We start from the raw sequence: 15,737 nt of genomic DNA, 5'->3' as shown, positions 1-15,737 counted from the left end.
ACAGCGGGGGCTTTGTCATTGGTGCCGGGCTTGCAGGGCTTGCCGGGCCTGAGCGGCCCGAAGGCGAAGTCGCCGCCTGCCCGGCAGCTCGTCAGCGGTTCTCGCCCAGGTAGGCGCGGAAGTCGGCGCCGACTTCCGGGTGCTTCAGCGCGAACTCCACGGTGGCCTTCAGGTAGCCGAGCTTGCTGCCGCAGTCGTAGCGCACGCCGTTGTAGCGATAGGCCAGCACTTGTTCATGCGCCAGCAGGTTCTGGATCGCATCGGTGAGCTGGTACTCGCCGCCGGCGCCCGGCTTCAGTTCGCGGATATGCTCGAAGATGCGCGGCGTCAGGATATAACGCCCCACCACACCCAGGTTCGACGGCGCGTCTTCCGGGGCCGGCTTCTCGATGATGCCCGACATCTTGATGACACGGTCATCCCACTCACGGCCCTCGATCACGCCATAAGAACGGGTCTGCTCCGGCGCGATTTCCTCAACGCCCAGCACCGAACAGTTGTAGTGGTTGTAGAGGTCGACCATCTGCTTCATCACCGGCGGCTCGCCGTCCAGCAGGTCGTCGGCCAGGATGATGGCGAAGGGCTCGTTGCCCACCAGCTTCTGCGCGCACAGCACGGCGTGCCCAAGGCCGAGCGCTTCGGGCTGGCGGACATAGAAGCACTCGACATTGGCCGGCTTGATCGAACGGACCACGCTGAGCAGGGCCTGCTTGTTCTTGGCTTCGAGTTCCGCCTCGAGTTCATAGGCTTTGTCGAAATGATCCTCGATGGCGCGCTTGGAACGCCCGGTGACGAAGATCATCTCGGTAATGCCGGCGGCCATGGCCTCCTCGACCGCATACTGGATCAAGGGCTTGTCCACCACGGGCAGCATTTCCTTGGGACTGGCCTTGGTGGCGGGCAGGAAGCGGGTTCCCAGCCCCGCCACCGGAAAGACTGCCTTGGTTACGCGGGTTTCCATGTCAGAGACTCCTTTTCTCGTATTTGGGGCAATACAGGCCAGGCCAGCAGGACTACGCCGGCAGGCGCTGCAACTGATCCTGCAGCTTGGCCAGGGTTTGCTCGAAGTCGGCCAGGCGCTGCTGCTCCTGGGCCACGACCGCGGGTGGTGCCTTCGCGACAAAGCTCTGATTGGAGAGCTTGCCACGGCACTTGCCGATCTCGCCGCCGATACGCTCGACCTCCTTACCAAGGCGCACGCGCTCGGCCGCGACGTCGATCTCGATCTTCAGCAACAGGTGGTTACCACCGACGATGGCCACTGGTGCGCCCGCACCCTCAGCCATCAGCTCGGTCTCTTGTTCGAAAACCCGGACCTCAGAAAGTTTCGCAAGCGCCTTCACATAGTCCGCCACCGACGTGAGGAAGGCACGGTCGCCATGTGCATAAAGCGGAATACGCTGCGCCGGCGAGATGTTCATTTCGCCACGCAGGTTGCGGCACACATCGACCACCGCCTTGAGCTGGGCCACCCACTGCTCGGCGCCTTCATCGATCTTCGCCGTCGCCGCGAGCGGATAGGCCTGCGTGGCGATGCACTCGCTGCCGTCGCCCTTGGCACGGCCGGCGAGCGGCGCCACTTTCTGCCACAGCTCTTCGGTAATGAAGGGGATGATCGGATGTGCCAGGCGCAGTACCGTCTCCAGCACACGCAGCAGCGTGCGGCGCGTGGCGCGCTGCTGGGCCTCGGTACCGTTCTGGATCTGCACCTTGGCCAGTTCCAGGTACCAGTCGCAGTATTCGTCCCAGACGAACTTGTAGACGGCGCTGGCGATGTTGTCGAAGCGGTACTCCGCGAAGCCCTTCTCGACCTCGGCCTCGGCACGCTGCAGCAGCGAGACGATCCAGCGGTCGGCCTGCGAGAAATGCAGGTAGCCGTCCGGGCCGCAGTCGTTGCTGCACGGGCCCATGCCGCAATCATGGCCCTCGGTGTTCATCAGCACGAAGCGGGTGGCGTTCCACAGCTTGTTGCAGAAGTTGCGGTAGCCCTCGCAGCGGCCGGTGTCGAAATTGATGTTGCGGCCCAGCGTGGCCAGCGAGGCAAAAGTGAAGCGCAGCGCATCAGCGCCGAAGGCCGGGATGCCCTCCGGGAATTCCTTTTTGGTCTTGGTCTCGATCTTGGGCGCATCCTTGGGCCGGCGCAGGCCGGTGGTGCGCTTCTTCAAGAGCGGCTCCAGCGCGATGCCGTCGATCAGGTCGACCGGGTCGAGCGTGTTGCCCTCGGACTTGCTCATCTTCTTGCCTTCCGAATCGCGCACCAGGCCGTGCACGTAGACGGTGTGGAAAGGCACCTGGCCGGTGAAGTGCTTGGTCATCATGACCATGCGCGCCACCCAGAAGAAGATGATGTCGTAGCCGGTGACCAGCACCGAGGACGGCAGGAAGTGCGCAAGCTCCGTGGTCTGCTCGGGCCAGCCGAGCGAGGAGAAGGGCACCAGCGCCGACGAGAACCAGGTGTCGAGCACGTCCTCCTCACGGCGCAGCGCGCCGGTGGAGCCGGCGGCGCGCGCCTTGGCCTGCGCTTCCTGCTCGTCGCGCGCGACATAGCAGTTGCCTGCGTCATCGAACCAGGCCGGGATCTGATGGCCCCACCACAGCTGGCGCGAAATGCACCAGTCCTGGATGTTCTCCAGCCACTGGTTGTAGGTGCTGTTCCAGTTCTCCGGCACCAGCTTGATCTCGCCGCTCTTGACGGCCTCCAGCGCCACCTCGGCAATCGAGCGGCCCGGATGGAAGGTGCCTTCCGGCGCCGGCTTGCTCATCGCCACGAACCACTGGTCGGTCAGCATCGGCTCGATCGCGGTACCGGTGCGCTCGCTGCGCGGCGTCATCAGCTTGTGCTTCTTGACCTCGGCCAAGAGGCCCTGAGAGTCGAGATCGGCAACCATGCGCTTGCGCGCCTCGAAGCGGTCCAGGCCGGCGTAGGCGGCCGGCGCGTCGGCGACGATCTTGGCGTCCAGCGTCAGGATGGAGATCTGCGGCAGCTGGTGCCGCTGGCCCACGGCATAGTCGTTGAAGTCATGCGCGGGCGTGACCTTGACCACGCCGGTACCGAACTCGCGGTCGACGTATTCGTCGGCGATCACCGGGATCTGGCGGCCGGTCAGCGGCAGGTGCACCGACTTGCCGATCAGGTGGGCGTAGCGCTCGTCCTCGGGGTGCACCATCACGGCGACGTCGCCCAGCATGGTCTCGGGGCGCGTGGTGGCTACAGTCAGGTGCGTCAGGCCCGTCTTGGTGTCAGCCTCCACCAGCGGATAGCGGATGTGCCACAGCGAGCCCTCTTCCTCGACGCTGTCCACTTCCAGGTCCGAAACAGCCGTGCCGAGCACCGGATCCCAGTTGACCAGCCGCTTGCCGCGGTAGATCAGGCCCTGCTCGTACAGGCGCACGAAAACCTCGGTGACCGCCTTGGACATCTGCGGCGACATGGTGAAGTACTCGCGCGTCCAGTCGATCGAGGCGCCCATGCGGCGCACCTGGCGCGTGATGGTCGAACCCGACTCCTCCTTCCAGGCCCACACCTTCTCGGTGAACTTCTCACGGCCCAGTTCATGCCGCGACACCCCCTGCGCCTCCAGCTGGCGCTCGACCACGATCTGCGTGGCGATGCCGGCATGGTCCGTGCCCGGCACCCACAGCGTGTTGGCGCCCAGCATGCGCGCATGCCGCGTCAGGCCATCCATGATGGTCTGGTTGAACGCGTGGCCCATGTGCAGCGTGCCCGTCACGTTCGGCGGCGGCAACTGGATGGCGAAGTCGGGCTTGGCCGGATCGAAGGTGGGCTGGGCGATGCCGCGCCGTTCCCACTCGGGGCCCCACTTGGCCTCGATGGCGGCGGGTTCGAAGCTCTTGGCGAGGGACTGGTCTTGGGAGGTCATGCTCGGGTATCGATGATTGCGTCGGATTCTGCGGCCCAGGCAGGCAGGGACAAAGCGCCGGGGAAAACGTCAAATTATAGGGGAGCCGGCGTGGCTGGTGCGCGAAGTGGCCCGGCAGCCGCCGCCAGCGCGAGGTCCGGGCAGTCATCCGAAATCGATCGACGCGCATTTTGCCCGCCATCCAGCCGACCGGGGTGCATTTTCCGTTACCTCCTGCGAGGGGATCACATGGCGAGCGAACCGCCTCCACGGGAACGGCGCCGCGGAGCACCCCGGTATAATCCGGAGGCATTCCACAAGGCCTAACCGATGCCAGATCTGCTCGCCAACCTCAACGCCGAACAACTCGCCGCCGTCACCCTGCCCGACGAACCGGCCCTGATCCTGGCGGGCGCGGGCAGCGGCAAGACGCGCGTGCTGACCACCCGCATCGCCTGGCTGATCCAGAACGGCCACGTCTCGCCGGCCGGCATCCTGGCCGTGACCTTCACCAACAAGGCCGCCAAGGAGATGCAGGCGCGCCTGTCGGCCATGCTGCCGATCAACACGCGCAGCATGTGGATCGGCACCTTCCACGGGCTGTGCAACCGCATGCTGCGCGCGCACTTCCGCGACGCCGGCCTGCCGCAGACCTTCTCCATCCTGGACAGCCAGGACCAGCTGTCGGCGCTCAAGCGCCTGCTCAAGGCGCACAACGTCGACGACGAGAAGTACCCGGCCAAGAACCTGCAGTACTTCATCAACAACGCCAAGGAGCAGGGGCTGCGGCCGGCCGACGTCGAGGCCAACGACGACTTCAACAAGCGCTTCGTCGATCTCTACGCCGCCTATGACGAGCAGTGCCAGCGCGAGGGCGTGGTCGACTTCGCCGAACTGCTGCTGCGCTGCTACGAGCTGCTGCGCTACAACGACGCGATCCGCCAGCACTACCAGCACCGCTTCCGCCACATCCTGGTCGACGAGTTCCAGGACACCAACGTGCTCCAGTACCAGTGGCTCAAGCTGCTGGCCGGCTTCGGCACGAAGAACCCGGCCGCGGTGTTCGCGGTGGGCGACGACGACCAGAGCATCTACGCCTTCCGCGGCGCCAATGTCGGCAATATGCGCGACTTCGAGCACGAGTTCCGCGTGCGCCGGATGATCAAGCTGGAGCAGAACTACCGCTCGCACGGCCACATCCTCGACTCCGCCAACCACCTGATCTCGCACAATGCGCGCCGTCTCGGCAAGAACCTGCGCACCGACGCCGGCCACGGCGAGCCGGTGCGCGTGTTCCAGGCCGATTCCGACGGCCGCGAGGCCGGCTGGCTGATGGAAGAGATCCGCGACCGCGTGGCCCAGGGCACCAGCCGCTCGGAAATCGCCATCCTCTATCGCAGCAACGCCCAGTCGCGCGTGATCGAGCACGCGCTGTTCTCGGCCGGCATTCCCTACCGCGTCTACGGCGGCCTGCGCTTCTTCGAGCGTGCCGAAATCAAGCACGCGCTGGCCTACCTGCAGCTGCTGGAGAACCCGCGCAACGACGCTGCCTTCGGCCGCGTGGTCAACTTCCCCACGCGCGGCATCGGCGCGCGTTCGCTCGAGTCGCTGCAGGATGCGGCGCGCCAGTACAACTGCTCGCTGTTCGAGGCGGTGGCCTACGTGCCCGGCAAGGCCGGCAGCACGCTGGGCGCCTTCGTGCGGTTGATCGAGCAGATGCGCTTCGACACGCGCCGCATGACCCTGCCCGAGACGGTCGAGCACGTCACCAACACCAGCGGGCTGATCACCCATTACCAGGGTGAGAAGGAAGGCCAGGACCGCATCGAGAACTTGCAGGAACTGGTGACGGCGGCACAGGCCTTCGTGGTCGAGGAAGGCTACGGACTGGACGCGCTCGCCAGCGCGCTGCCGGCCGAGCCGGCAGCTCCGCCGGCACTGGCCGCCGGCGACCAGGCGCAGCAGGTGCTGGACCCCGAGGCGCTGCCGGTGGTGATGACGCCGCTGGTGGCCTTCCTCACGCACGCCTCGCTGGAGGCCGGCGACAACCAGGCCCAGGCAGGCCAGGACGCCGTGCAGATGATGACGGTGCACGCCGCCAAGGGACTGGAGTTCGACGCGGTCTTCATCACCGGCCTGGAGGAAGGCCTGTTCCCGCATGAGAACAGCATGATGGACCCGGACGGCCTGGAAGAAGAACGCCGGCTGATGTACGTGGCCATCACGCGCGCACGCAAGCGCCTCTATCTGTCGTTCGCGCAGAACCGCGTGCTGCACGGGCAGATGCGCTACCACGTACGCTCGCGCTTCTTCGAGGAACTGCCCGAGCCCTCGCTGAAATGGCTGACGCCGCCGGCCCAGAGCCTGGGCGGGCAGCAGCGCCGCCAGAACGAAGGTGGCTGGGGCCGCGATTGGTTCAAGAAGCCGGAGGACGTGCCTTACACGGGCACCAAGCCGACCGGCGGCATGGATCGCGGCAACACCTACGCCAATGCGCAACGCGAGGCTGGCACTGGCTTCCGCATCGGGCAGGGGGTGTTCCACAACAAGTTTGGGGAAGGTGTCATTACTGCGCTGGAAGGATCGGGGGCGGATGCGCGGGCCAATATCAACTTCAAGCGGCATGGGGCGAAGTGGTTGGCGTTGGGGGTGGCGAAGTTGGATCCGATTGATTGATTGAGGGATTTGGGGGGCCGTCCGAAGGCGGGGGGCCGTTTTCCAGCGGCGGCAGGGCTTGGTGCGGCTGCACGACGCCGCTGGACTGCACTCGGTATCGCGTTTTGTTGGACGGCGTTGGCTGTTGAAACCAACGACCGTACGACATCCCCCTTCGGGGGCTGCCGGTCACTTTTCTTTGCGTTCTGCAAAGAAAACTAACGAAAAGAAAGCAGACCCTGCCGGGGGCAGAGCAATAAGGATTTCAGATGGCGTTGCCAGCTGTCGTGGGCTTATCGCTTCTGCTCGTCTCTGCCGTTCGCGAAGCGGGCCGCCCGGATTTGCCACTGTCCTGAGTTGTATTGCTTGGCCCGTGATGACGGGCGGTGGTGGTGGTTCGGCCATCTGCCGATACCGGGGCGGAGCGCCACTTCCTAATCGGCGTGGCTGGTTGCATTGCAGGCCTGGGGCTCACGTGCGGGACGGACAGCAAGCGCGATCCTCATGAAGACTTCAACCAAGGTGTGTGCGGATCGCGGGGCGCGGCTGTTGCCTCATCAAGAGTGACACTCCGCGTCGACCACTTTGCGTTTCACCCGTGAGGAGGTGATTACAGTGGCGCCCACGCTTCAAGCCGGGGCCACTTCCCTGCAATGAAACCAGCACCGCTCGGTAGATAGCGGCCACCCGCCCCGGTAACGGCAGATGGTCGAACCACCACCACCGCCCGCCATCACGGGCAAATCAATACAAGTCAGGACGGCCGCAAGGACGTGGCCAGTGGCAACGCGACCGGCAGAGGCCAGCAGAGCCGACACGCCCACCACAGCTGGCAAAAACCCAAGCGAGCCTTATTGCTCTGCCCCCGGCAGGGTCTGCTTTCTTTTCGTTAGTTTTCTTTGCAGAACGCAAAGAAAAGTGACCGGCAGCCCCCGAAGGGGGATGTCGTATGGCCGTTGGGTCCAACAGCCAACACCGCTCAGAGCAAGGACGCGATGCCGCCAACTCACGCGACATTGGCAACGGGCAGCAAATCGTAGCTGCAAGCGCCCGCCCTCACCCCCAACCCCTCTCCCGCAAGCGGGAGAGGGGAGCAAACCCGCAGCAAGCAAGAGCGCACAGCCAGCCACACGCCTGCCGCATGTCCGCCACATACCAACCGCGCGCCGCACGAGCACAAAAAAAACAAAGGGCGCCGAAGCGCCCCCTGTCCTATCGCGCCGCGGCATCCCACCGCAGCACATTCCAAGCAAAGTCCTCAGACCTTCCCTGCCACCCACTCACTGACACCAGCCAGCGCCTGCGGCAGATTGGCCGGCTCGGTACCACCAGCCTGGGCCATATCAGGACGACCACCACCCTTGCCACCAACCTGCTGGGCAACAAAATTGACCAGCTCGCCAGCCTTGACCTTCGCAGTCGCGTCGGCAGTCACGCCCGCGATCAGGCTGACCTTGCCGTCAGCGACAGCGGCCAGCACGATGGCAGCGCTGCCCAGCTTGTCCTTGAGCTTGTCCATGGTCTCGCGCAGCGTCTTGACATCGGCGCCGTCGAGCTGGGCAGCCAGCACCTTCAGGCCCTTGACGTCGACGGCCTGCGTGGCCAGTTCGTCGCCCTGCGAGGCGGCCAGCTTGCTCTTCAGGCGCTCCAGCTCCTTCTCCAGCGCGCGCACCTGTTCCTGCACCTGGCCGATGCGCGGCACCAGCTCGGACGGCTGGGCCTTCAGCACGGCGGCGGCTTCGTTGAGCTTGGCGTCCAGCGATTGCAGGTAGTGCAGCGCGTTGTCGCCGGTGATCGCCTCGACACGGCGGATGCCGGCGGCCACGCCGCCTTCCATCACGATCTTGAACAGGCCGATGTCGCCGGTGCGCTGTACGTGGGTGCCGCCGCACAGTTCCTTCGAGCTGCCGATCGACAGCACGCGCACGTCATCGGCGTACTTTTCGCCGAACAGCGCCATCGCGCCGCTCTTGACCGCGTCATCGAAGGGCATCACCTCGGCATGCGTGTCCTGGTTGCCCAGGATCTCGGCGTTGACGATTTCCTCGACCTGGCGGATCTGCTCTTCGGTCAGCGCCGCGTTGTGCGAGAAGTCGAAGCGGGTCTTGTCGGCGTCCACCAGCGAGCCCTTCTGCTGCACGTGGGTGCCCAGCACTTCGCGCAGGGCCTTGTGCATCAGGTGGGTGGCCGAGTGGTTGCGCATGGTGCGCGCACGGCGCTGCGTGTCGACCTCGGCACGCACGCTGTCGCCCACCTTGAGCGGGCCGCCGGACAGCGTGCCCTGGTGACCGAACACATCGGCCTGGACCTTGGTGGTATCGGCCACGGCGAACACGGCGGCGCCCGCCTTCAGTTCGCCCTGGTCGCCGGCCTGGCCGCCGGACTCGGCGTAGAACGGGGTGTTGTCGAGCACCACCACGCCGGTTTGGCCGGGCTGCATGGCCTCGACCGCGGCACCGTCGACGTAGAGCGCGATCACGCGAGCGTTATCCAGCGCCAGCTTCTCGTAGCCGTGGAAGGTCGTCTTGTCGCCGCTGTACTCCAGGCCGGCGGCCATGCGGAACTTGCCGGCCGCGCGCGCCTGTTCGCGCTGGCGGGTCATGGCAGCGTCGAAGGCTGCCTCGTCGACCGAGATCTCTTGCTCGCGGCAGACGTCCTGGGTCAGGTCCAGCGGGAAGCCGAAGGTGTCGTGCAGCTTGAAGGCCAGCTCGCCGTCGAGCACCTTGCCGTGCTTGAGCTTGAGGTCGGCCAGCGCGGCCTCGAGGATGGCCATGCCGTTCTCGATGGTTTCAAAGAAGCGTTCTTCCTCGGCCTTCAGCACTTCGATCACGCGCGACTGCGCCTCGGCCAGCTCGGGATAGGCCTCACCCATCTGCGCCACCAGGTCCGGCACCAGCTTGTGGAAGAACGGCGTCTTCTGGCCCAGCTTGTAGCCGTGGCGGATGGCGCGGCGGATGATCCGGCGCAGCACGTAGCCGCGGCCTTCGTTGCCGGGGATCACGCCGTCGACGACCAGGAAGGAGCACGCGCGGATATGGTCGGCAATGACCTTGAGCGAGTTCTGGCTGAGGTTGGCGGTCTGCGTTTCGCGCCCGGCGGCCTGGATCAGCGCCTGGAACAGGTCGATCTCATAGTTGCTGTGCACGTGCTGCAGCACCGCGGCGATGCGCTCCAGGCCCATGCCCGTGTCCACGCAGGGCTTGGGCAGGCGCGGCATATTGCCCTGCTCGTCGCGGTTGAACTGCATGAACACCAGGTTCCAGATCTCGATGTAGCGGTCGCCGTCCTGGTCGGGGGATCCCGGAGGGCCGCCCCACACGTCCGGACCGTGGTCGTAGAAGATCTCCGAGCAGGGGCCGCAGGGACCGGTGTCGGCCATCTGCCAGAAGTTGTCCGAGGCGTAGCGCGCGCCCTTGTTGTCGCCGATGCGCACGATGCGCTCGACCGGCACGCCCACTTCCTTGGCCCAGATGTCGTAGGCCTCGTCGTCCTCTTCGTACACCGTCACCCACAGCTTCTCGGCGGGCAGCTTGTAGACCTGGGTCAGCAGTTCCCAGGCGTACTGGATCGCATCACGCTTGAAGTAGTCGCCGAAGGAGAAGTTGCCCAGCATCTCGAAGAAGGTGTGGTGCCGCGCGGTGTAGCCCACATTCTCCAGGTCGTTGTGCTTGCCGCCGGCGCGCACCGAGCGCTGCGCCGAGGTGGCGCGGGTGTAGGGGCGCTTGTCGGTGCCGAGGAAGACGTCCTTGAACTGCACCATGCCGGAGTTGGTGAACAGCAGCGTCGGGTCGTTCGCCGGCACCAGGCTGGACGAGCGGACCACGGTATGGCCCTTCGACTCGAAGTACTGCAGGAACTTGCTACGAATGTCGGAGACTTTCATGTTGGGGCAAGGGCGTCCCGCGGCGGGGCGGGGAACGGCCGGTCGGATTGGATTTGCAAACTTTTCATTATACGGGCAAGCCCGGTGCCCCGGCAGTCCCGGGCAGGGGCCGAGGCGGCTGGCGTTGCGCCCGGCCAGCGCGCTCGCCGGCGCTGTGATCTCGGCCGCCGCGAGTGCACTTTCATACTCTTTTTCCGACCGGCCGGGCGCGCCGCCCGCGGCCCGATGTTACAGTTGCGGCTGCCGTGCCGGACGTCCCGGCCCACCCCCCTTCCTCCATCCCTTTTTCCGAATCCGCCCTGCCGTCATGGGAGCCTTAAGCCATCTCCGCGTCCTCGACCTGACCCGCGTGCTCGCCGGGCCATGGTGCGCCCAGAACCTCGCCGACTTCGGCGCCGATGTCATCAAGATCGAGCGCCCAGGCGCCGGCGATGACACCCGCACCTGGGGCCCGCCCTGGCTGCAGACACCGGCAGGCGAGGACACCGCCGAGGCCGCCTACTACCTGGCGGCCAACCGCAACAAGCGCTCGGTGACCTGCGACATCAGCACGCCCGAGGGCCAGGCGCTGGTGCGCGCGCTGGCCGCGCAGAGCGACGTGGTGCTGGAAAACTACAAGGTCGGCCAACTGAAGAAGTACGGCCTGGACTACGCATCGCTCAAGGCGATCAAGCCCGACCTGATCTATTGCTCGGTCACCGGCTTCGGCCAGACTGGCCCCTACGCGGCCCGCCCCGGCTACGACTTCATCATCCAGGGCATGGGCGGCTTCATGAGCCTGACCGGCGAGCGCGACGACCTGCCCGGCGGCGGCCCGCAGAAGGCCGGCGTGGCCATCTCGGACCTGATGACCGGCCAGTACGCCACCATCGCCGTGCTGGCGGCGCTGGCGCACCGCGAGCGCACGGGTGAGGGCCAGTACATCGACATGGCCCTGCTCGACGTGCAGGTGGCCATGCTGGCCAATATGAACACCAACTACCTGGCCAGCGGCGTGGCACCCAAGCGCTGGGGCAACGCCCATCCCAATATCGTCCCCTACCAGACCTTCCAGGCCGCCGACGGCTGGATCATCGTCGCGGTGGGCAACGACGGCCAGTTCCGCAAGTTCGTCAATGCCGGCGGATGCCCCGAACTGGCGGACGACCCGCGCTTCGCCACCAACCCGCAGCGCGTGGCCCAGCGCGACACCCTGGTGCCGATCCTGGCCGAGATGGTGCGCCCGCGCACCCGCGCACAGTGGATCGCCGACCTGGAAGCGGCCGGCGTGCCCTGCGGCCCGATCAACACCCTGGACGACGTCTTCGAGGACCAGCAGGTCAAGGCGCGCGGCCTGCGCGTGGACCTGCCCCACCCCAGCGCCGGCGAGGTCAAGCTGGTCGGCAGCCCGATCAAGATGAGCGCCACCCCGCCCGAGGCGGTGCGCCACCCGCCGCTGCTGGGCGAGCATACCGACGACGTGCTGTCCGGCATGCTCGGTTACTCGGCGGAGCAGATCGCCGCGCTGCGCGCCAAAGGCGTGGTATAAGGCACGCGGAGGCCGCTGCAGCCGGCGGCCTCCGGCATCGGCGCCGACGCTATCGCATCTCGCCGGAGCCAGGGCCGCGCCCGCCGGGCAGCCTGCGCGGCCTGCGGGCATGCCGCCCGCTGTTTGCCGTCCGCCGTCAGTTTTCCGCAGTCCTTACCTCAGTCCAAATCGCAGTCCCGTCCGCCGCCACGAGTCAAGGAGACCGATGCCATGCTGACCGATGCCCTGCTGGCCTTCCTGCATTTCACCGCCATCTTCGCGCTGATCACCTTCCTCGCCGCAGAGGCCGTGGTGCTGCGGCCAGGGCTGACGCCGGCCACGCTCAGGCGGCTCTCCACCTACGACCTGCTGTATTTCCTCTGCGCCATGCTGGTGCTGGCGAGCGGCCTGCTGCGCTTGTTCTACGGCGCCAAGGGCGCGGGCTTCTACCTGTCCAATCCATGGTTCCACGCCAAGATGACGGTGTTCGTGGTGATCGCGCTGTGCTCGCTGCCGCCCACCCGCACCTTCTCGCGCTGGCGCAAGCGCGTGCGCAGCGAGCCCGATTTCCTGCCCGCCGCGGCCGAGCTGAAGGCCGCGCGGCGCTGGGTCATGATCGAGGCCCACCTGCTGATCCTGTTGCCGCTGTGCGCCGTGATGATGGCGCGCGGCATCGGCCTCAAGTAGAAACAGGGCGCGGGCCCGGCGCCCACAAGAATTTCAATCGAGACGAGACCTCCCTCCATGCTGAAGAAACTGCTCGCCGCGGCCCTGGTGGCCGTCGCCGTGCCGCTGTCCTTGTCGGCCCCAGCCGCCGCCGCGCCCGCCTGGCCCAGCAAGCCGATCAAGTTCGTCGTGCCCTATCCCGCCGGCGGCCCGCTCGACACCGTGGCCCGCGCCATCAGCGACAAGCTCAAGGACAGCCTGGGCCAGCCGGTCATCGTGGAGAACCGGCCCGGCGCCGGCGGCAACCTCGGTGCTGACTACGTGGCCAAGCAGCCGCCGGACGGCTACACCATCGTCATGGGTGCGGTGGCCACGCACGCCATCAATCCGACGCTGTTCACCAAGCTGCCCTACGACCCGGTCAAGGACTTCTCCCCGATCACGCTGGTGGCCGACGTGCCCAACGTGCTGGTAATGCACCCGGGCAAGGCGGCGGAGCTGCGCATCAACAGCGTGCGCGACCTGGTCGAATACGCGCGCAAGAACCCCGGCAAGCTTGACTACGCCTCGGGCGGCAACGGCAGCGCAGGCCATCTGTCGGGCGAGCTGTTCAAGAGCATGGCGCATGTCAGCATGGTGCACATCCCGTACAACGGGGCGGCGCCGGCGCAACTGTCGGTGCTGTCGGGCCAGACCGACATGATTTTCGACAACCTCGCCTCGGCCTCGGCCAATATCAAGGCGGGCAAGCTCAAGGCCTTCGCCGTGACGACGGCCACGCGCGCCGCGGCCTTCCCCGATCTGCCGACCATCGCCGAGGCAGGCAAGGGCCTGGGGCTGGAAGGGTTCGACATCTCGACGTGGTTCGGCGTACTGGCGCCGGCCCGCACGCCGCGCGAGATCGTGGATCGCCTGAACCACGACATCGTCGCCATCCTGAAGACGGACGAGATGAAGGCCATGCTGGCGCGCATCGGCGCCCAGCCGGCGCCAACCACGCCGGAGCAGTTCGGCGCGCTGATCCAGCGCGAGCTGAAGAAGTACGGCCAGGTGGTCAAGGTCTCGGGCGCCAAGGTCGACTGAAGGCCGACTGAAGGCCGACTGAAGGCCGACTGAAGTACCACTGAAGGCCGCACCGCCCGCAGGCGGCCCGCCGGGCAGCCGGGCTGCCTTGGGCCGCTTCAGGCGGCCAGCCCCTCCCCGCCGTCCCCGGCCTGCCGCGCCCGCCTGCCTGGCTTGCGCGGCAGCAGCAGGCCTACCTGGACGATGCGCGGACCGTTCATCCGGATCACAGTCAGCTTCAGGCCCGCGAGCGCCACCGCATCGCCCTCGACGGGCGGGGAGGTGAAAGCCCGCAGCATCGCCGACTCCAGCGTCAGCGGCGCCTCGGCCGGCGTCAACGGCCGGCTGCCGTAGAGTGCCGCCACGTCGCGCAGGAAGGCGTCGCCCGACAGCAGGAAGTCGTGCGAGGCCTGCTCCCAGGCCGGCGCCCGCCCCGGCGCCTGGAACAGCAGCGACAGCATCGGCACGCTGGTGACGGGCGCCAGCACCGAGACCGCGTCGCCCGGCCGCAGCAGGGTCTGGTCCGGCGCGGCCAGCGCGGCATCGCGCACCACCGTCAGCAGACGGCACTGCGGCGGCAGTTCGAGCTGGTCGGCACGCACGTTATCCACCGGCGAGCCGGCCCCGACCTTGAACTGCATCACGTCCAGCGCCGGCGCGCGCGTGCCCTGCAGCCGCGTGCGCGCCAGCGGCTCCGGATAAGGCGGCCGCAGCACGCGCGCCAGCCGCGCCGCGAGCGACACCGTGGTGCCCTGGAACAGCAGGCTGGCCAGCACCACGGCAAAGGCGATGCGGAACAGCAGGCCGGCGTCGGGCAGGCCATGCAGCATGGGGAACAGCGCCAGCACGATGGGTACCGCGCCACGCAGGCCCATCCAGGCGACGAAGCCCTTCTCGCGGGCGCTGAAGCGGAAGGGCAGAAGCGCCGCGAAGACGGCCAGCGGCCGCGCCACCAGCATCAGGAAGGCTGCCACGGCAACGGCCGGCAGCGCCACGTCCCAGATCCGGTGCGGCGCCACCAGCAGGCCCAGCAGCAGGAACATGGCGGACTGCGCCAGCCAGGCCATGCCGTCCATCGCACGCATGGTGTCCGCGCTGACGCCGCGGTCGCGATTGCCCACCAGCATGCCGGCCAGGTAGACCGCCAGGAAGCCGCTGCCGCCGGCGCTCTGCACGATGGCGAAGACCAGCGCCCCGCCCGAGCACAGCAGGATGGCCTGCAGCCCTTCCGCCACGTGGATGCGCTCCAGCACATTGGCCAGGCAGTAGCCCAGCCCCAGGCCGAGCGCCCCGCCCACGCCGAACTGCACGACCAGGCGCCATGCCAGGCCACCGGCCGACATGCCGGCTGGCGACGCGATCCACTCCATCAGGGTCAGCGTCAGGAAGATCGCCATCGGATCGTTGATGCCCGACTCGATCTCCAGCACGCTGGCCACCCGCTCCTTCAGGCGCACGCCGCTGCTGTTGAGCAGCGAGAACACCGCGGCGGCGTCGGTCGAACCGACGATGGCGCCCAGCAACAGGCCCAGTTTCCAGTCGATCTTGAGCAGCCAGGCCGCGAACAGGCCCACCAGCACGGTAGTGAGCAGCACGCCCACGGTGGCGAGCGACAAGGACGGCCGCAGCGCCACACGGAAGGTGGCATAGCGGGTGCGCAAGCCGCCATCCAGCAGGATGACGGCCAGCGCCAGGTTGCCGACCAGGAAGCTCAGCCAGGTGTTGGCGAAGCGGATGCCGCCCGGACCGTCGACGCCGGCCAGCATGCCCACGGCGAGGAATACGAGCAGGAACGGCACGCCCCAGCGTGCCGAGAAGGCCCCCACCACGATGCCCAGTGACATCACGATGGCGCCGATCAGGATGAGGTGTTCGATGCTGTCCAAGCCACGCCCTATGGGTAGTCGGTCCCGGCCGGAATCCGCTTCCGGGGAGCGTGCCGGCGGGTTCCGGCGATCGGCTGATGATAGCGCAGCGCCCTCTCGCCCTTGCCGCCGGAACTGGCCGCCACCGGATGTCTTCTAGGTAGATTCCCTGGTATTGATCAAGAATGCATACATCCGAAAGCTTTCTGAAAGGTATGCCCCTTAATTTTCCACCTGCC

At 67.0% G+C, this 15,737-nt stretch carries 8 protein-coding genes; 4 read left to right on the top strand and 4 right to left on the bottom strand.

Features of this window, described 5'->3' with window-relative positions:
* Window positions 1-91: 91 nt before the first annotated feature.
* Window positions 92-961: a UTP--glucose-1-phosphate uridylyltransferase GalU gene (galU, locus tag AC1Z3O_RS03370; RefSeq protein ID WP_483513519.1), complete on the bottom strand. Its 870-nt coding sequence runs from the start codon at window positions 959-961 to the stop codon at window positions 92-94.
* A gap of 52 nt (window positions 962-1,013) precedes the next feature.
* On the bottom strand, window positions 1,014-3,881 hold the full coding sequence (locus AC1Z3O_RS03365; protein WP_483513518.1) for a valine--tRNA ligase: 2,868 nt from the start codon (window positions 3,879-3,881) through the stop codon (window positions 1,014-1,016).
* A 309-nt stretch (window positions 3,882-4,190) separates the two neighbouring features.
* Here AC1Z3O_RS03365 and AC1Z3O_RS03360 point away from each other — a divergent pair, with 309 nt between their 5' ends.
* Window positions 4,191-6,536, top strand: coding sequence for a UvrD-helicase domain-containing protein (locus tag AC1Z3O_RS03360; protein ID WP_483513517.1), 2,346 nt, complete (start codon window positions 4,191-4,193; stop codon window positions 6,534-6,536).
* 1,237 nt (window positions 6,537-7,773) lie between these two features.
* On the opposite strand, the gene alaS is transcribed toward AC1Z3O_RS03360, so the two are convergent.
* Window positions 7,774-10,398, bottom strand: a complete 2,625-nt coding sequence (alaS, locus tag AC1Z3O_RS03355; RefSeq protein WP_483513515.1) for an alanine--tRNA ligase — start codon at window positions 10,396-10,398, stop codon at window positions 7,774-7,776.
* Between the two features lie 307 nt (window positions 10,399-10,705).
* On the opposite strand from alaS, the gene AC1Z3O_RS03350 reads away from it, so the two are divergent.
* The 3 genes from AC1Z3O_RS03350 to AC1Z3O_RS03340 all read left to right on the top strand — a co-directional run bounded on the left by AC1Z3O_RS03350 (window position 10,706) and on the right by AC1Z3O_RS03340 (window position 13,654).
* Entirely contained in the window at window positions 10,706-11,926 is a 1,221-nt protein-coding gene (locus AC1Z3O_RS03350) for a CaiB/BaiF CoA transferase family protein (protein ID WP_483513514.1), read from the top strand.
* 210 nt (window positions 11,927-12,136) lie between these two features.
* Window positions 12,137-12,592, top strand: a complete 456-nt coding sequence (locus tag AC1Z3O_RS03345; protein ID WP_483513513.1) for a DUF2214 family protein — start codon at window positions 12,137-12,139, stop codon at window positions 12,590-12,592.
* A 57-nt stretch (window positions 12,593-12,649) separates the two neighbouring features.
* The gene (locus AC1Z3O_RS03340) at window positions 12,650-13,654 is read left to right on the top strand and encodes a Bug family tripartite tricarboxylate transporter substrate binding protein (protein WP_483513511.1); all 1,005 of its coding nucleotides are present in this window, start codon (window positions 12,650-12,652) and stop codon (window positions 13,652-13,654) included.
* 98 nt (window positions 13,655-13,752) lie between these two features.
* On the opposite strand, the gene AC1Z3O_RS03335 is transcribed toward AC1Z3O_RS03340, so the two are convergent.
* Window positions 13,753-15,519 (bottom strand): potassium/proton antiporter, encoded by a 1,767-nt coding sequence (locus AC1Z3O_RS03335; RefSeq protein WP_483513509.1) that lies wholly within the window; start codon window positions 15,517-15,519, stop codon window positions 13,753-13,755.
* Window positions 15,520-15,737 lie beyond the last annotated feature (218 nt).

The sequence above is a fragment of the Cupriavidus sp. 09_S30 genome (assembly GCF_056930435.1).
This window is presented reverse-complemented; position numbering and strand designations above follow the sequence as displayed.